Genomic DNA, 14,407 nt, shown 5'->3' with positions numbered 1-14,407 from the left:
ATGCTCCAGATCATTCTCTTCGGACCTCTGCTCGGCGCGATCATCGCGGGCTTCGGCTGGCGTCTCATCTCAATCCGCGGGGCACAGTGGGTCACGACCGGGCTGCTGTTCCTGTCCTGCTTCCTGAGCTGGGTGACATTCCTCACCACCCCGGACACCGTACAGCACATCGAACTGCTGCGCTGGATCGAATCCGGGTCGCTCTCGACCTCCTGGGGGATCCGGCTGGACCGGCTGACCTCGACCATGCTGATCGTGGTCACGACGGTCTCCGCGCTCGTCCACCTCTACAGCTTCGGCTACATGGCCCATGACGACAACTTCAAGGAGGGAGAGGAGAGCTACCGCGCCCGCTTCTTCGCCTACCTGTCGTTCTTCACTTTCGCCATGCTGATGCTGGTGACCTCGGACAACCTCGTCCAGATGTTCTTCGGCTGGGAAGGGGTGGGCGTCGCCTCCTACCTGCTGATCGGCTTCTACTACCGCAAGCCCTCGGCCAACGCCGCCGCCATGAAGGCCTTCGTGGTCAACCGGGTCGGCGACTTCGGCTTCGCGCTCGGCATCTTCGGGCTCTACTACATGACCGACAGCATCATTCTGGACGACATCTTCGCAGATGCGTCGCGGCTGGCGGGCATGAACCTGCAGTTCCTGTCGTGGTCCTTCGACGCGACCGAGATCCTGGTGCTGCTGCTTTTCATAGGGGCCATGGGCAAGTCGGCGCAACTGCTGCTGCACACCTGGCTTCCGGACGCGATGGAAGGCCCGACCCCTGTGTCGGCGCTGATCCACGCGGCGACCATGGTGACGGCGGGGGTCTTCATGATCTGCCGCATGTCCCCGCTGGTCGAATATGCGCCGGATGCGAAGTCCATCATCGTCTTCATCGGTGCCTCCACCGCCTTCTTCGCGGCGACCGTCGGTCTCGTCCAGAACGACATCAAGCGCGTGATCGCCTATTCCACCTGTTCCCAGCTTGGCTACATGTTCGTCGCCGCCGGGGTCGGGGTCTATTCGGCGGCCATGTTCCACCTGTTCACGCACGCCTTCTTCAAGGCGATGCTGTTCCTCGGCGCCGGGTCGGTGATCCACGCCATGCACCACGAACAGGATATGCGGAACTACGGCGGCCTTCGGAAGAAGATCCCCATGACCTTCTGGGCCATGATGATCGGCACGCTGGCCATCACCGGCGTCGGCATCCCGCTGACCCATATCGGCTTTGCCGGGTTCCTGTCCAAGGACGCGATCATCGAATCCGCATGGGCCGGCACCATGGGCGGCTACGGCTTCTGGATGCTGGTAATCGCGGCGCTGTTCACCTCCTTCTACTCCTGGCGGCTGATCTTCCTGACCTTCTACGGGGAGGCGCGAGGCGACAAGCACACCCACGACCACGCCCATGAAAGCCCGCCCGTCATGCTGATCCCGCTTGGCGTGCTGGCACTTGGAGCGGTGTTTGCCGGAATGATCTGGTACGGGTCATTCTTCGGAGACCACAACCGCGTCAATGCCTTCTTCGGCATCCCGGCGCACCACGAGGCGGCGGACGGCGACCACGGCGAAGGCGTCGTCGCGGCAACCGAAGCGGCGGCCGAAGGCGATGGACACGGCGCGGTCGAAGCGCTGATGGAGGATACCGTGACCGACGGCAGCCACGGCAGCGATGCCGGCGCAGCGGCCTTTCATGGCACGGCCACGGCACACGGCGACGCGCATACCGGGATGGCCCCGCAGGGCGCGATCTTCATGGCCCCGGAAAACCACGTGATGGACGAGGCACACCATGCCCCGACCTGGGTCAAGGTGTCCCCCTTCGTCGCGATGCTGATCGGTTTCGTCACCGCGCTCTGGTTCTACATCCTCAACCCCGCCATGCCCGCCCGCGTGGCCGAGGCGAACCGGCCGTTGTACCTGTTCCTCCTGAACAAGTGGTACTTTGACGAGATCTACGATTTCATCTTCGTCCGCCCGGCCTTCTGGATCGGCCGCAACCTCTGGAAACGCGGCGATCAGGGCACCATCGACGGCGGCATCAACGGGCTGGCCATGGGGATCATCCCCTTCTTCACCCGGCTCGCGGGCAAGGCCCAGTCCGGCTACATCTTCACCTACGCATTTGCCATGGTGATCGGCATCGCGGTGCTCGTCACCTGGATGACGATGACCGGAGGGGCGGAATAATGAGCAACCTTCTCTCGATCGTCACCTTCCTTCCGGCGATTGCGGCCCTGATCCTCGCCATCTTCCTGAGGGGGGAGGACGCCGCAGGCCAGCGCAATGCAAAGTGGGTGGCGCTGATCGCGACGACGCTGACCTTCCTCGTCTCGCTGTTCATCCTGACGGGCTTCGACTCCGGCAACACCGGCTTCCAGTTCGTCGAGGAACGCGACTGGCTCATGGGGCTGAAGTACAAGATGGGGGTCGACGGGGTCTCTGTCCTTTTCGTGCTGCTGACCACCTTCATGATGCCGCTGACCATCGCCGCGTCCTGGGGCGTGGAGACGCGGGTCAAGGAATACATGATCGCCTTCCTGCTGCTCGAGACGCTGATGCTCGGCGTGTTCATGGCGCTGGACCTCGTGCTCTTCTACCTGTTCTTCGAGGCCGGGCTGATCCCGATGTTCCTCATCATCGGCATCTGGGGCGGCGCGAACCGCATCTACGCATCGTTCAAGTTCTTCCTCTACACCTTCCTCGGCTCCGTCCTGATGCTGGTGGCCATGGTCGCCATGTATGCCGACGCGGGCACCACCGACATCCCGACCCTGATGGCGCATGACTTCGCGTCCGAGACCTTCTCGATCCTCGGCGTGCAGATCATCGGCGGGATGCAGACGCTGATGTTCATCGCCTTCTTCGCCTCCTTCGCGGTGAAGATGCCGATGTGGCCGGTGCACACCTGGTTGCCGGACGCGCACGTTCAGGCCCCGACTGCCGGGTCCGTGGTGCTGGCGGCGATCCTGCTGAAGATGGGCGGCTACGGCTTCCTGCGTTTCTCTCTGCCGATGTTCCCCGTGGGCTCGGACGTGATGACGCCGCTGGTGCTGTGGATGTCGGCCATCGCCATCGTCTACACCTCCCTCGTCGCGCTGGTGCAGGAGGACATGAAGAAGCTGATCGCCTATTCCTCCGTCGCCCACATGGGCTACGTGACCATGGGGATCTTCGCGATGAACCAGCAGGGCGTGGACGGGGCGATCTTCCAGATGATCTCCCACGGGTTCATCTCTGGCGCGCTCTTCCTCTGCGTCGGGGTGATCTACGACCGGATGCACACGCGCGAGATCGACGCCTACGGCGGCCTCGTGAACCGGATGCCCGCCTATGCGATGCTGTTCATGCTCTTCACCATGGCGAACGTCGGCCTGCCGGGAACCTCCGGGTTTGTCGGGGAATTCCTGACGCTCATGGGCATCTTCCAGGTCAACACCTGGGTGGCGCTTGTCGCGACCTCGGGCGTGATCCTGTCGGCGGCCTATGCGCTCTACCTCTACCGGCGGGTGGTCATGGGCGATCTCATCAAGGAGAGCCTGAAGGCCATCACCGACATGACCGCGCGCGAGAAGTGGATCTTCGCCCCGCTCGTCGTCATGACCCTGCTGCTCGGCGTCTACCCGAGCCTCGTTACCGACGTGACCGGCCCCTCTGTCGAGGCGCTGATCGCCGATCACAATACGGCGCTGGCCGCCGCGGACCGCCTGGGCGATCCGCAGGTCGCCGCCGCGTCGCACTAAGGGGGACCGCCGATGTCGGCCGATCTGAACACCATCCTCCCGGAAATCCTGCTGTCCGTCTTTGCCATGCTGGCGCTGGTCGGCGCGGTCTATACCGGCAAGGACAAGCTGGCCCCGATGCTGACCTGGGTCACCGCGGCGGTCATGGCACTGCTCGCCCTATGGATCGCCTCGACCGGAGAGGGGACCACCCCGGCCTTCGGCGGCATGTTCGTCGATGACGCCTTCGCCCGCTTCGCCAAGGTCACGCTGCTGGTCTCCGCCGCCGCCGTGCTGGTCATGGGGCAGGAGTACATGGAGCGGCGCGGCATCCTGCGCTTCGAATACCCGGTTCTGGTCGCCCTGTCGGCGGTCGGCATGATGGTCATGGTCTCTGCCGGGGACCTGATGACGCTTTACATGGGGCTCGAACTCCAGTCGCTCGCGCTCTACGTCGTCGCCTCCCTGCGCCGCGACTCCGTGCGCTCCACCGAGGCCGGGCTGAAGTACTTCGTCCTGGGTGCGCTGTCCTCGGGCATGCTGCTCTACGGTGCGTCGCTGGTCTACGGCTTCACCGGCACGACGCTGTTCTCCGGCATCATCGCGGCCTCCGGGGAGGGCCCGGCGCCGCTCGGCCTGCTGCTTGGCGTCGTCTTCATGCTCGCGGGCCTGGCGTTCAAGGTCTCGGCCGTTCCCTTCCATATGTGGACCCCGGACGTCTATGAGGGCGCACCGACCCCGATCACCGCCTTCTTCGCCACCGCCCCCAAGGTCGCGGCCATGGGGATGTTTGCCCGCGTGATGTACGACGCATTCGGCGGCATCGCGGGTGACTGGCAGCAGATCGTGGCGCTCCTCTCGGTCCTGTCGATGTTCCTTGGCGCCATTGCGGCGATCGGCCAGACCAACATCAAGCGGCTGATGGCCTATTCCTCGATCGCGCACATGGGCTACGCGCTGATCGGTCTCGCGTCGGGCACCGAACAGGGCGTGTCGGCCATGCTGACCTACCTCGCCATCTACGTCACGATGAACGTCGGCACCTTCGCCTTCATCCTTTCGATGCAGCGAGACGGAGAGCCGGTGACCGACATCGCCTCGCTCAACCTCTACGCCCGTGCCGAACCGGCGCGCGCGTTGGCGATGCTGGTGCTGCTCTTCTCACTCGCCGGGGTGCCGCCGATGCTGGGCTTCTTCGCGAAACTGGGCGTCTGGCAGGCCGGTGTCGCCGCCGAGCTGGTCTGGCTGGTCGCGCTGTCGGCCGTCGCATCGGCCATCGGGGCCTATTACTACCTGCGCATCGTCTTCTTCATGTACTTCGGGGCCGAGGGCGCGCAGGTCGACTCCGGCAAATCCCCGGTGCTCTGGGCGCTGCTCATGGGCTCTGCCGCCGTCATGGTGCTGGGCATCGTGAACCTGTTCGGCGTGGACGGCATGGCGCAGGCGGCAGCGGCGTCTTTGGTGAACTGATCCATGGACGCGGGTCCGTCCTGGCCCGCCGGTCATGACAAGATCATCCTGGCGGAAACCGACAGCACCCTGAGCGAGGCGCAGCGCCGCTTCGCCGGGGGTGTCACCCGTCCGCTCTGGATCCTCGCCCTGCACCAGACCGCCGCGCGGGGCCGCCGTGGCCGGGCGTGGTCCATGCCGCCGGGCAATTTCGCCGCGACGCTGGTCCTGCCGACCGACGACACCCCTGACCGGATCGCCCTGCGCAGCTTCACCACTGCGCTCGCGCTCTATGACGCGGTGGTGGCCGCCACGGGCCGGACGGAGGGGCTGAGCCTCAAGTGGCCGAACGACGTGCTGCTGAACGGCGGCAAGCTGGCCGGTATCCTGCTGGAAACGCTCCAGATAGGGGGCAGGGTGGCCGGCGCCTCCATCGGCATTGGCGTGAACCTCGCCAGCGCCCCCGCACCCGGAGAAGTAGAGGAGCGCGCCCTCCGCCCCGTCGCCCTGACCGAAGCCGGGGCCAGCCCGGCGCCCGAAGATTTCCTCGACCTGCTCGCCCCCGCCTTCGCGCGATATGAAACCCAACTGACCACCTACGGCTTCGCCCCGATCCGGACCGAATGGCTGAACCGCGCCGCGCACCTTGGCCAGACGATCACCGCCCGCACCGGGACGAGCGAGACGACAGGCACCTTCGACACGCTCGACGACACCGGCCAGTTGATCCTGACCACCGACAAGGGCCGGCAGGCCATCGCCGCCGCCGACATCTATTTCCAGACCTGACCCCTGAGGGAGGCCAACATGCTCCTCGCCATCGACTGCGGCAATACCAACACCGTCTTCTCCATCCATGACGGAGAGAAGTTCCTCTGCACCCTGCGGACCTCAACCGAACATCAGCGCACCGCGGACCAGTACTATGTCTGGCTCTCCACCCTGCTCGAGCACCACCGGATCCCGCTGGACATCGACGCGGTCATCATCTCCACCACCGTGCCGCGCGTCGTCTTCAACCTGCGCGTCCTGGCCGACCGGTATTTCAACTGCCGCCCGCTGGTTGTCGGCAAGCCCGAATGCCTGCTGCCCCGCGCCCCTCGCGTGGACGAAGGCACCGTTGTCGGCCCCGACCGGCTGGTCAACGCAGTCGGCGGCTTCGACCGCTACGGCGGTAACCTGATCGTGGTCGACTTCGGCACCGCCACCACCTTCGACGTGGTGGCCGATGACGGCGCCTATGTCGGCGGGGTCATCGCGCCCGGCGTGAACCTGTCGCTCCAGGCCCTGCACGAGGCCGCCGCCGCACTGCCCCATGTCGACGTGACCAAGCCGCAGAAGGTCATCGGCACCAACACCGTCGCCTGCATGCAGGCCGGGGTCTTCTGGGGCTATGTCGGGCTGGTCCGGGAAATCACCGCGCGGATCAAAGGCGAATATGACCGCCCGATGAAGGTTATTTCGACCGGAGGCCTTGCACCGCTCTTCGCGCAGGGCGATACGCTCTACGATGAATTTGATGAATTCCTGACAATCCACGGGCTCAGGATCATTTACGATTACAACCGAGAGCAGGGCAACGTATGACCACAGACCGGCTGATCTATCTCCCCCTCGGCGGTGCCGGGGAAATCGGCATGAACGCCTATGTCTACGGATATGGGAAGCCAGGGGAGGAGAGGCTGATCCTCGTCGACATCGGTGTCGCCTTTCCGGACATGGACACGACGCCCGGCGTCGACCTGATCTTCGCCGACATCTCCTGGCTGGAGGAGCGGAAAGAACAGCTGGAAGCGGTCTTCATCACTCACGCCCACGAGGACCACGTCGGCGCGATCGGTCACCTCTACGAACGGCTCGGGATGCCCAAGGTCTATGCCCGCGCGTTCACCGCCAATATCGCACGCGGCAAGCTGGCGGAATACGGGGTCGGAGACAGCGCGGTCACGGTCGTCTCGCCCTGGACCGAACAGGTCATGGCCGGACCGTTCCGCGTAGGCTTTCTGCCGATTTCCCATTCGATTCCGGAAAGTTCCGCACTGGTCATCGACAGCCCCGAAGGCCGGGTGATCCACACCGGCGACTTCAAGCTCGACGCCACCCCGCTGGTCGGCGAGGCGTTTGACGAAGACCTCTGGCGCGAGGTCGCCGCCCCCGGTGTGCGCGCGCTGGTCTGCGATTCCACCAACGTCTTCTCGAAACACCCCGGCCGGTCCGAGGCCGTCGTCGGGCCCGAGATCACGCGCCTGGTAAACCAGTCCTCCGGCATGTTCGTGGCTACGACCTTTGCGTCGAACGTCGCACGCGTGAAGACCCTCGCCGATGCGGGCGAGGCGGCGGGGCGCTCCATCGTCCTGCTTGGTCGGGCCATGCGTCGGATGATCGAGGCGTCGATCAAGACCGGCGTGCTCTCCAGTTTCCCGCCCGTCGTCCCGCCCGAGGACGCCAAGGACATTCCGCGTGAAAACCTCATGCTGATCGTGACCGGCAGCCAGGGCGAACGCCGCGCGGCCTCCGCCCAATTGGCGCGGGGCAAGCATATGGGGCTGTCGATGAAGGAGGGGGACACCTTCCTCTTCTCCTCCAAGACGATCCCGGGCAACGAGAAGGGCGTGATCCACATCATCAACTCCTTCTCCGAGATGGGCGTGGACGTGGTGGACGACAACGATGGCCTCTACCACGTTTCGGGTCACGCCAACCGCCCGGACCTCGAGCGGATGCATGACATCGTGAACCCGCAGATCGTCGTTCCGATGCACGGCGAACACCGCCACCTGCGTGAGCACACCAAGCTGGCCGAAGAAAAGCGGCGCAGGGGCGTGCTGGCAGTCAACGGAACCATGGTTTCGCTGTCGGGCAATGCGCCGGAAGTCGTGGAATATGTCGAAACCGGAAGGACTTACCTCGACGGATCGGTGCAGATCGGTGCGTTGGACGGCATCGTCCGCGACCGCATCCGGATGGCCCTGAACGGCCATGTCACCGTGACCGTCGTGCTGGACGAAGAGGACGAACCGCTCGGAGACCCGTGGTGCGACATCATGGGCCTGCCCGAGGTCGGACGCTCCCGTGCCGCGCTCCAGGAGGTGCTGGAGGAAGACCTGAGCCAGTTCCTGAACCGCGCGGGACAGAAGACGCTGTCTGACGACGAGAAGATCGAAGAGGCCCTGCGCCGTGTCGTCCGTCAGTCTGCGCAGGACGAGATCGGCAAGAAGCCCGAGGTCACGGTGGTGGTCAGCCGGCTGACCTGAACCCCAAGATTTATTTCTCGATCACCAGTCCTGCCAAAAGAAAAACGCCCCGGACTCCGGGGCGTTATCATCCTTAACTGACGCGTTTCAGCCCGCGCGGCGTTCCTCGAAGCTCAGCGCGATGAAGCTGGGCATGTGATCGCCCATGCCCACGACCTTGTTGTCGTCTTTGCGATCGCGGCGGCGGTTGTCCCGCTCACGGTCCTGATTCCGCTCCCGGCGTGCGGGGCGTTCCTCTTCCACCGGGGATTCTGCTGCGACTTCGGGTTCGGCGACGGTCTCTTCCGTCTTCCGTTCCTCCCCGCGCGACCGGCTCCGCGACCGGCTACGGGAACGCGCCGGCTTTTCCTCCGCTGTTTCAGCGGCTTCCGGAGAAGCGCCGTAACCGTCAGGCAGATCCATCCGGGGGATCGCCTTTTCGACCAGCGCCTCGATATCGGCGAGGTTCTTCTCGTCGCGGGGCACGCAGATCATGATCGTCTTGCCCTTGCGTCCGGCCCGCCCGGTGCGGCCGATCCGGTGCACATAGTCCTCGGCATGGGATGGCACGTCGAAGTTGAACACGTGGCTCACGTTCGGAATATCGAGCCCGCGCGCCGCCACGTCTGACGCGACGAGGAAACGCAGTGTGCCGTCACGAAAGCCCTCGAGCGTCTTCATCCGTTGCGACTGGTCAAGATCCCCATGGATCGGCGCGGCGTCATAGCCGTATTTCTTCAGCGAGGTCGCGGTCACGTCCACATCGGTCTTGCGGTTGCAGAAGATGATCGCGTTGCGGCAGTCGGCGCCCTCTGCCTCGATCAGATCGCGCAGCAGTTTACGCTTCTCCGTCCCCTCGCGATCCTTGCGGGAGCCCTTGAACATGACCACGCCCTGCTCGATCGTCTCGGAGGTCGTCGCCTGCCGTGCCACTTCGATGCGGGCAGGGGCGGAAAGGAAGGTATTGGTAATCCGCTCGATCTCCGGCGCCATGGTGGCCGAAAAGAACAGCGTCTGGCGCGTAAACGGGGTGAGAGAGAAAATGCGTTCGATATCAGGGATAAAGCCCATGTCCAGCATGCGGTCGGCTTCGTCCACCACCATGATCTGCACGCCGGTCAGCAGAAGCTTGCCCCGTTCGAAATGGTCAAGCAGGCGACCCGGCGTCGCGATCAGGACGTCGACCCCACGGTCGATGAGTTGGTCCTGTTCCTTGAACGACACCCCACCAATCAGCAACGCTTTGGTAAGCTTCAAGTGCTTCGTGTAAGTGTCGAAGTTCTCGGCAACTTGTGCCGCCAGTTCCCGCGTCGGGCAGAGCACGAGGCTCCGTGGCATCCGTGCCCGCGCCCGGCCCTTGGCCAGCAGCGTGATCATCGGCAGCGTGAAACTCGCCGTCTTGCCGGTGCCGGTCTGGGCGATGCCCAGGACGTCGCGGCCCTCCAGCGCGGGGGGGATCGCCCCGGCCTGGATCGGCGTGGGCGATTCGTAGCCGGCCTCGGAAATGGCTTTCAGGACCTTCGGGTCCAGGTTCAGATCGGTAAATTTTGTCATGCGTATCCGTCAGTTGCGGACACGTCTTGGCCCGCGCAGCAGGGAGGGCCGGTTGCCCGGATGGCACTGAGAGTGATCAGACTGGCCCAACTGACGCGGAGATAACGGAAAAATCCTGTTTCGTCAAATCTGTAACGGCTTAAGTGTCAGACAAATCCGGGAAAGTGTTTTTCCCTTACGGCATCGAGCGGCAGGGAAACCTCGCGCAGCAGCTCCGCGCGAGACAGGCGCGAAAGGTGATCGGGTGTTGCTGCACAGACCTCATCGAAGAACGTCATCAGCGCCGTTTCGCCCCCCTCCGCCTCGATCGTGGCGAACAGCTCGTTAAGCGTTAATCCGCCCTTGTCGCGCGGCCGCTCCGGTTTCAGCTCCGCACGGTAGGACCCGTTTTCGTGGCGATATCGGTAGCTTGCGAGCCATTGTTCCCAGGACTTTGCGTGCAGATGCGCGAGGTTAACCGTGTCGAGTTCCTCCGCCCCCGGGTTCTCCACACCTCCGGTGTAGAAATTGTGTATCCGGAAGTCGGCGTCCCGCAGGCCGGTGCGAACGAATATCTTCCCCGCCACATGGCTCAGGAATCCGCCGTTGAGATAGGGGCCATAGGTCGGCCAGACCTCTTGCGCGAGTCTGCGCCGCTCCGCCCGATTCAGCACCAGCGTCTTGAACGGCAAAAGGGGACCCTTCGCGTCGGCCAGCGCCTCCATCGGGCGGATGCGCGCGACGTGGCAACCGCTTGGCAGCACCGCAAGATGGTCGGAAAGACGACCGGAAAGCACAAGGAATTCATCGGCATCCAGATGCCCCAACCAATCGACATCCGCCCGCTTCGCATAGGTGAGAGAGGCGTTGTAGGTCTGGCGCGGCTGGTGCTTGCGGGGACGGGGGCGGCCGGATTTGATCCAATAGGCGTCGTCCGTGACCACAGGGCGGATCCGGGGATGGGACTTGAGCACCGCAAAGGTCGCGTCATCCGGTTCGTCGAGATGCAGGTAAAGGCGATGCGCGCCGAGTTCGAGGTGCCACGCGGCAAAGTCGAGCACTGCGCGCAGGGGCGCCTTGATCGTGCTGACAATCCCCCAGGTCGTCATGCGAGGCACAGTCCCCTGACGTCAACGTCAAGTTCCAAGCCCCTGACTCCCGGACGGTACCTATTGTTATCCACAGGTTTCCCGGGCAGGTAGGAATTTGACGTTACGATATGAACCATCCCCGCAGACTGGCCGCATCACGCAGGTCTGGCAAGAGAGCCGCAGCCCCGTCAGACCATCATTTCCTTGGTCGCGGTCAGCTTCACGTCCGGGTAATCTCTTTCGACGCGGTCGATGTCCCATTGCAGACGCGTCAGGTAAACGACGTCGCCGTCATGATCGGTGGCGATATGCTGTTTGTTTGCATTCACAAACTTATCAACAGCTTGCCGCTCTCCCTTTACCCATCTCGCAGAGGTAAACTGCGACGTCTCGAACCGCACCGGCAGGCCGTATTCCAGCTCGATCCGGCTGCCGAGAACCTCGAACTGCAGCGCACCAACGACGCCGACGATAAAGCCGGAGCCGAAGGAGGGCTTGAAGACCTTGGCCGCGCCTTCCTCCGCGAACTGCATCAGCGCTTTCTCGAGGTGCTTCGCCTTCATCGGGTCCCCCGCACGCACCGATTGCAGCAGCTCAGGCGCGAAGGACGGAATGCCGGTCACGCGCAGCGCCTCGCCCTCCGTCAGCGTGTCGCCGATGCGCAGCTGGCCGTGGTTCGGGATGCCGATGATGTCACCGGCCCAGGCTTCCTCGGCCAGTTCACGGTCGGCGGCGAGGAACAGCACGGGGTTGGAAATCGCCATGGGCTTCTTGCTGCGCACATGCGTCAATTTCATCCCGCGCTCAAAGTGTCCGGAGGCGAGGCGGACGAATGCCACGCGGTCCCGGTGTTTCGGGTCCATGTTGGCTTGTACCTTGAAAACAAAGCCGGAAACCTTGGTTTCTTCCGGAGAGATCTGCCGCGGTTCGGCCGACTGCACCTGCGGCTCGGGCCCGTATTTCGAGATACCCTCCATCAGTTCCTTGACCCCGAAGGAGTTGATGGCAGAGCCGAACCAGATCGGCGTCATATGCCCTTCGAGTACCGCCTGCGGGTCGAGCGTGGGCAGCAGCTCCTTCGCCATCTCCAGCTCCTCACGCAGCTTGTCGAGCAGCGCGGCTGGAACGTGCTCCGCCAGCTTCGGATCGTCCAGGCCATTGATCTCTACCGTTTCGGACACACGGTTGCGGTCCTTCCGGTCCATCAGCTCCAGCCGGTCGCGCAGGATGTCGTAGCAGCCAATGAAATCCGACCCGACACCGATTGGCCAGGAGGCCGGAGTCACGTCGATCGCAAGGTTTTCCTGTATTTCGTCAATAATGTCGAAAGTATCCCGACTTTCCCGGTCCATCTTGTTGCAGAATGTCAGGATCGGCAGGTCGCGCAGGCGGCAGACTTCGAACAGTTTCCGGGTCTGGCTCTCCACCCCCTTGGCCCCGTCGATCACCATCACGGCGGCGTCGACGGCGGTGAGGGTCCGGTACGTGTCCTCGGAGAAATCCGAGTGGCCGGGCGTATCGACAAGATTGAACCGGAACGTCTTGTAATCGAAGGACATTGCAGAGGCGGAGACGGAAATGCCCCGGTCCTTCTCCATCTGCATGAAGTCGGACCGCGTGCGTCGCGCCTCGCCCTTGGCGCGCACCTGTCCGGCCATCTGGATCGCGCCGCCGAACAGCAGGAACTTTTCCGTCAGCGTCGTCTTGCCCGCATCGGGATGCGAGATGATCGCGAAGGTACGGCGCCGGGCGATTTCCGGCGGCAGGTCGGGGCGGTTGGTGGGCGTGTCCAGCATGGCGCGGATATAACAGCCCGGCAAGAAACGGCAAGCCGGGCTAGTTGCCGATCTCCAGCAGGCGCACGCTCTCCCCGCTCGGACAGCAGCGGGCGTCGTTGGCCAGCATTTCGTAGATGACGAGGGATATCATCCGCCCCTCCCGCTCCACCCGTTTCAGCGACCGGTCCATGCCGATGTCCTGATGCGCACCAAATCCGGTGTCCGCGCCGTCGAAGAGATAGGTGCGCACGTAGAAGGAGTTGCCGCCGGTGAACGGATAGATGCCCTGCACCAGCCATTCCGTCGTACCGTCCCCTTCAAGGTCGAGTTCCCAGCCATAGGCCCCCTCGAAGCTTTCGCCATTGGCGTCGGCCTGCGCCTGAAGCACGGCGGTCACCGGCGCGGGGGCGTCTGTACGTACGATGACCTCCGCCAGCGCGGGCGGGGCGAGCAGCGAGAGCAGACAGATGGAACGGAACATTCGCGAACCTCCGGAACTGCCGGAGGTTAGGCACGGCCGGCCGGAGCCGTCAATCGGCGCGCCTCTAGCGCGTACCGGGGCGGCCGGAGGCGGCGCGCAGCAGATCGGCCGCGTCGGGCTTGTCGAGCAGGGTCTGCTGCACCTCGTAGTTCAGGTGCGCGCGGTCGGAGTGGCCGGGCAGGGCGCGCGCCAGTACCTCGTCGAGTTCGGGCGGCAGCGCGGCGCGGGTCCGGGTGTCGACCAGCAGGGTTTCCGCTGCGATTCCTTCGGCATAGATGATTTCATGCCCGTCAAAGAGCAGCTGGAAGTATTCTACGAACCCGCCGTCCTGCTGCACGACGGAGCCACCGTTTACCAGATGACGGGCCTTGACCAGAACCTCGCGTCGGCCTGCGCCGATGGCGTCCTCGCGCTGGTAGATGAACAGCCGGTGGTCGGGGCTGACGACAAGGTCGCGGTCGTTGTTCAAAGCGCCGGCGCGGATCACGATCGGGGCGAAGTCCCCGACGGCGCGCACGGTGGAATGACCGATCCAGCGCACCGCCTGTACCCCGTTGTCGCGGGTCAGGACGCGGTCGCCAACCTTCAGCGATTCGATTGTCTTCTGTGCCCCCGAGGCCAGCGTGATACGGGTGCCGCGGGTGAAGGACACGCAGGCGACCTCGGCGAACTTGCGCGAGGCGGTTTCCGTATCGACCCCGACCAGCGTGTAGTCGGTGCGCGCGACAAGCGGGGCCAGCGGCAGGGCGTAGACATTGGCCGCGTCGCCGAACATGTCGACCTCTACCAACACGAGAATCTCGGTGGTGGTGCCGTCGGGCGACATGAAGGTCAGGCAGGAATCGAGGTGGACGGAGGCGCCGGGGGTTCCCGCGCCGGTGTCCTCACCGATGGAGATGTCGCCGTTATCCGCGCTTTCCAGCCCGAGCCGGGTCTGGCGTGCGTGGTCCGCGAACCAGTAGGTATCGTCGAGCATCAGTTCGTCCGCAAAGGTCAGTTCATCGCCTTCGTTCGCGCCGTGCACGCAGGTCAGATCCCTGGCGCGGAACACCGGGATCGAGGCTGCAGGCTTGGCGATGGCGGATATCATGACTCTTTGCACCTTTCCTCCGCCGGATGGCTCCGG

Annotated in this window: 11 protein-coding genes; 6 read left to right on the top strand and 5 right to left on the bottom strand. The window is 64.2% G+C overall.

Translation table 11 applies throughout. The features are described from left to right. The 6 genes from nuoL to IEV87_RS09520 are packed head-to-tail and all read left to right on the top strand — an operon-like array spanning position 1 to position 8,419. A complete protein-coding gene (gene nuoL, locus IEV87_RS09545) occupies positions 1-2,184 on the top strand; it encodes an NADH-quinone oxidoreductase subunit L (protein ID WP_188477440.1) in 2,184 nt (727 codons plus the stop codon). Beyond that, positions 2,184-3,737: an NADH-quinone oxidoreductase subunit M gene (locus tag IEV87_RS09540; protein ID WP_188477438.1), complete on the top strand. Its 1,554-nt coding sequence runs from the start codon at positions 2,184-2,186 to the stop codon at positions 3,735-3,737. The genes nuoL and IEV87_RS09540 overlap by 1 nt, the downstream gene beginning before the upstream one ends. A 12-nt stretch (positions 3,738-3,749) precedes the next feature. After that, complete coding sequence (gene nuoN / locus IEV87_RS09535) at positions 3,750-5,186, top strand: NADH-quinone oxidoreductase subunit NuoN (protein WP_188477436.1); 1,437 nt, start codon at positions 3,750-3,752, stop codon at positions 5,184-5,186. A 3-nt stretch (positions 5,187-5,189) separates the two neighbouring features. Further along, positions 5,190-5,954, top strand: coding sequence for a biotin--[acetyl-CoA-carboxylase] ligase (locus IEV87_RS09530; RefSeq protein WP_188477434.1), 765 nt, complete (start codon positions 5,190-5,192; stop codon positions 5,952-5,954). A gap of 18 nt (positions 5,955-5,972) precedes the next feature. Further along, the gene (locus tag IEV87_RS09525; RefSeq protein ID WP_188477432.1) at positions 5,973-6,752 is read left to right on the top strand and encodes a type III pantothenate kinase; all 780 of its coding nucleotides are present in this window, start codon (positions 5,973-5,975) and stop codon (positions 6,750-6,752) included. Then, complete coding sequence (locus IEV87_RS09520) at positions 6,749-8,419, top strand: ribonuclease J (protein WP_188477430.1); 1,671 nt, start codon at positions 6,749-6,751, stop codon at positions 8,417-8,419. The genes IEV87_RS09525 and IEV87_RS09520 overlap by 4 nt, the downstream gene beginning before the upstream one ends. 87 nt (positions 8,420-8,506) lie before the next feature. Here IEV87_RS09520 and IEV87_RS09515 read toward each other — a convergent pair whose 3' ends face one another. From IEV87_RS09515 to IEV87_RS09495, 5 genes are all read right to left on the bottom strand, one after another. Continuing rightward, positions 8,507-9,952 (bottom strand): DEAD/DEAH box helicase, encoded by a 1,446-nt coding sequence (locus IEV87_RS09515; protein WP_188477428.1) that lies wholly within the window; start codon positions 9,950-9,952, stop codon positions 8,507-8,509. Between the two features lie 146 nt (positions 9,953-10,098). Further along, complete coding sequence (locus IEV87_RS09510; RefSeq protein WP_188477427.1) at positions 10,099-11,040, bottom strand: glycosyltransferase family 2 protein; 942 nt, start codon at positions 11,038-11,040, stop codon at positions 10,099-10,101. A 170-nt stretch (positions 11,041-11,210) separates the two neighbouring features. Next, positions 11,211-12,818 (bottom strand): peptide chain release factor 3, encoded by a 1,608-nt coding sequence (locus tag IEV87_RS09505; protein ID WP_188477425.1) that lies wholly within the window; start codon positions 12,816-12,818, stop codon positions 11,211-11,213. A 40-nt stretch (positions 12,819-12,858) separates the two neighbouring features. Then, positions 12,859-13,281 (bottom strand): hypothetical protein, encoded by a 423-nt coding sequence (locus IEV87_RS09500; RefSeq protein WP_188477423.1) that lies wholly within the window; start codon positions 13,279-13,281, stop codon positions 12,859-12,861. Positions 13,282-13,345: 64 nt separating this feature from the next. Continuing rightward, a complete protein-coding gene (locus IEV87_RS09495; RefSeq protein ID WP_188477421.1) occupies positions 13,346-14,371 on the bottom strand; it encodes a Hint domain-containing protein in 1,026 nt (341 codons plus the stop codon). Between the last annotated feature and the right edge of the window lie 36 nt (positions 14,372-14,407).

Origin of the sequence: Primorskyibacter flagellatus, assembly GCF_014638275.1 — a bacterium.
In the GTDB taxonomy this organism is placed as follows: domain Bacteria; phylum Pseudomonadota; class Alphaproteobacteria; order Rhodobacterales; family Rhodobacteraceae; genus Pseudooceanicola; species Pseudooceanicola flagellatus_A.
This window is presented reverse-complemented; position numbering and strand designations above follow the sequence as displayed.

Bases quoted from the DNA above. Each gene is read 5' to 3' on its own strand.
- nuoL (WP_188477440.1), top strand. From the start codon at position 1: ATGCTCCAGATCATTCTCTTCGGACCTCTGCTCGGCGCGATCATCGCG.
- IEV87_RS09540 (WP_188477438.1), top strand. From the start codon at position 2,184: ATGAGCAACCTTCTCTCGATCGTCACCTTCCTTCCGGCGATTGCGGCC.
- nuoN (WP_188477436.1), top strand. From the start codon at position 3,750: ATGTCGGCCGATCTGAACACCATCCTCCCGGAAATCCTGCTGTCCGTC.
- IEV87_RS09530 (WP_188477434.1), top strand. From the start codon at position 5,190: ATGGACGCGGGTCCGTCCTGGCCCGCCGGTCATGACAAGATCATCCTG.
- IEV87_RS09525 (WP_188477432.1), top strand. From the start codon at position 5,973: ATGCTCCTCGCCATCGACTGCGGCAATACCAACACCGTCTTCTCCATC.
- IEV87_RS09520 (WP_188477430.1), top strand. From the start codon at position 6,749: ATGACCACAGACCGGCTGATCTATCTCCCCCTCGGCGGTGCCGGGGAA.
- IEV87_RS09515 (WP_188477428.1), bottom strand. From the start codon at position 9,952: ATGACAAAATTTACCGATCTGAACCTGGACCCGAAGGTCCTGAAAGCC.
- IEV87_RS09510 (WP_188477427.1), bottom strand. From the start codon at position 11,040: ATGACGACCTGGGGGATTGTCAGCACGATCAAGGCGCCCCTGCGCGCA.
- IEV87_RS09505 (WP_188477425.1), bottom strand. From the start codon at position 12,818: ATGCTGGACACGCCCACCAACCGCCCCGACCTGCCGCCGGAAATCGCC.
- IEV87_RS09500 (WP_188477423.1), bottom strand. From the start codon at position 13,281: ATGTTCCGTTCCATCTGTCTGCTCTCGCTGCTCGCCCCGCCCGCGCTG.
- IEV87_RS09495 (WP_188477421.1), bottom strand. From the start codon at position 14,371: ATGATATCCGCCATCGCCAAGCCTGCAGCCTCGATCCCGGTGTTCCGC.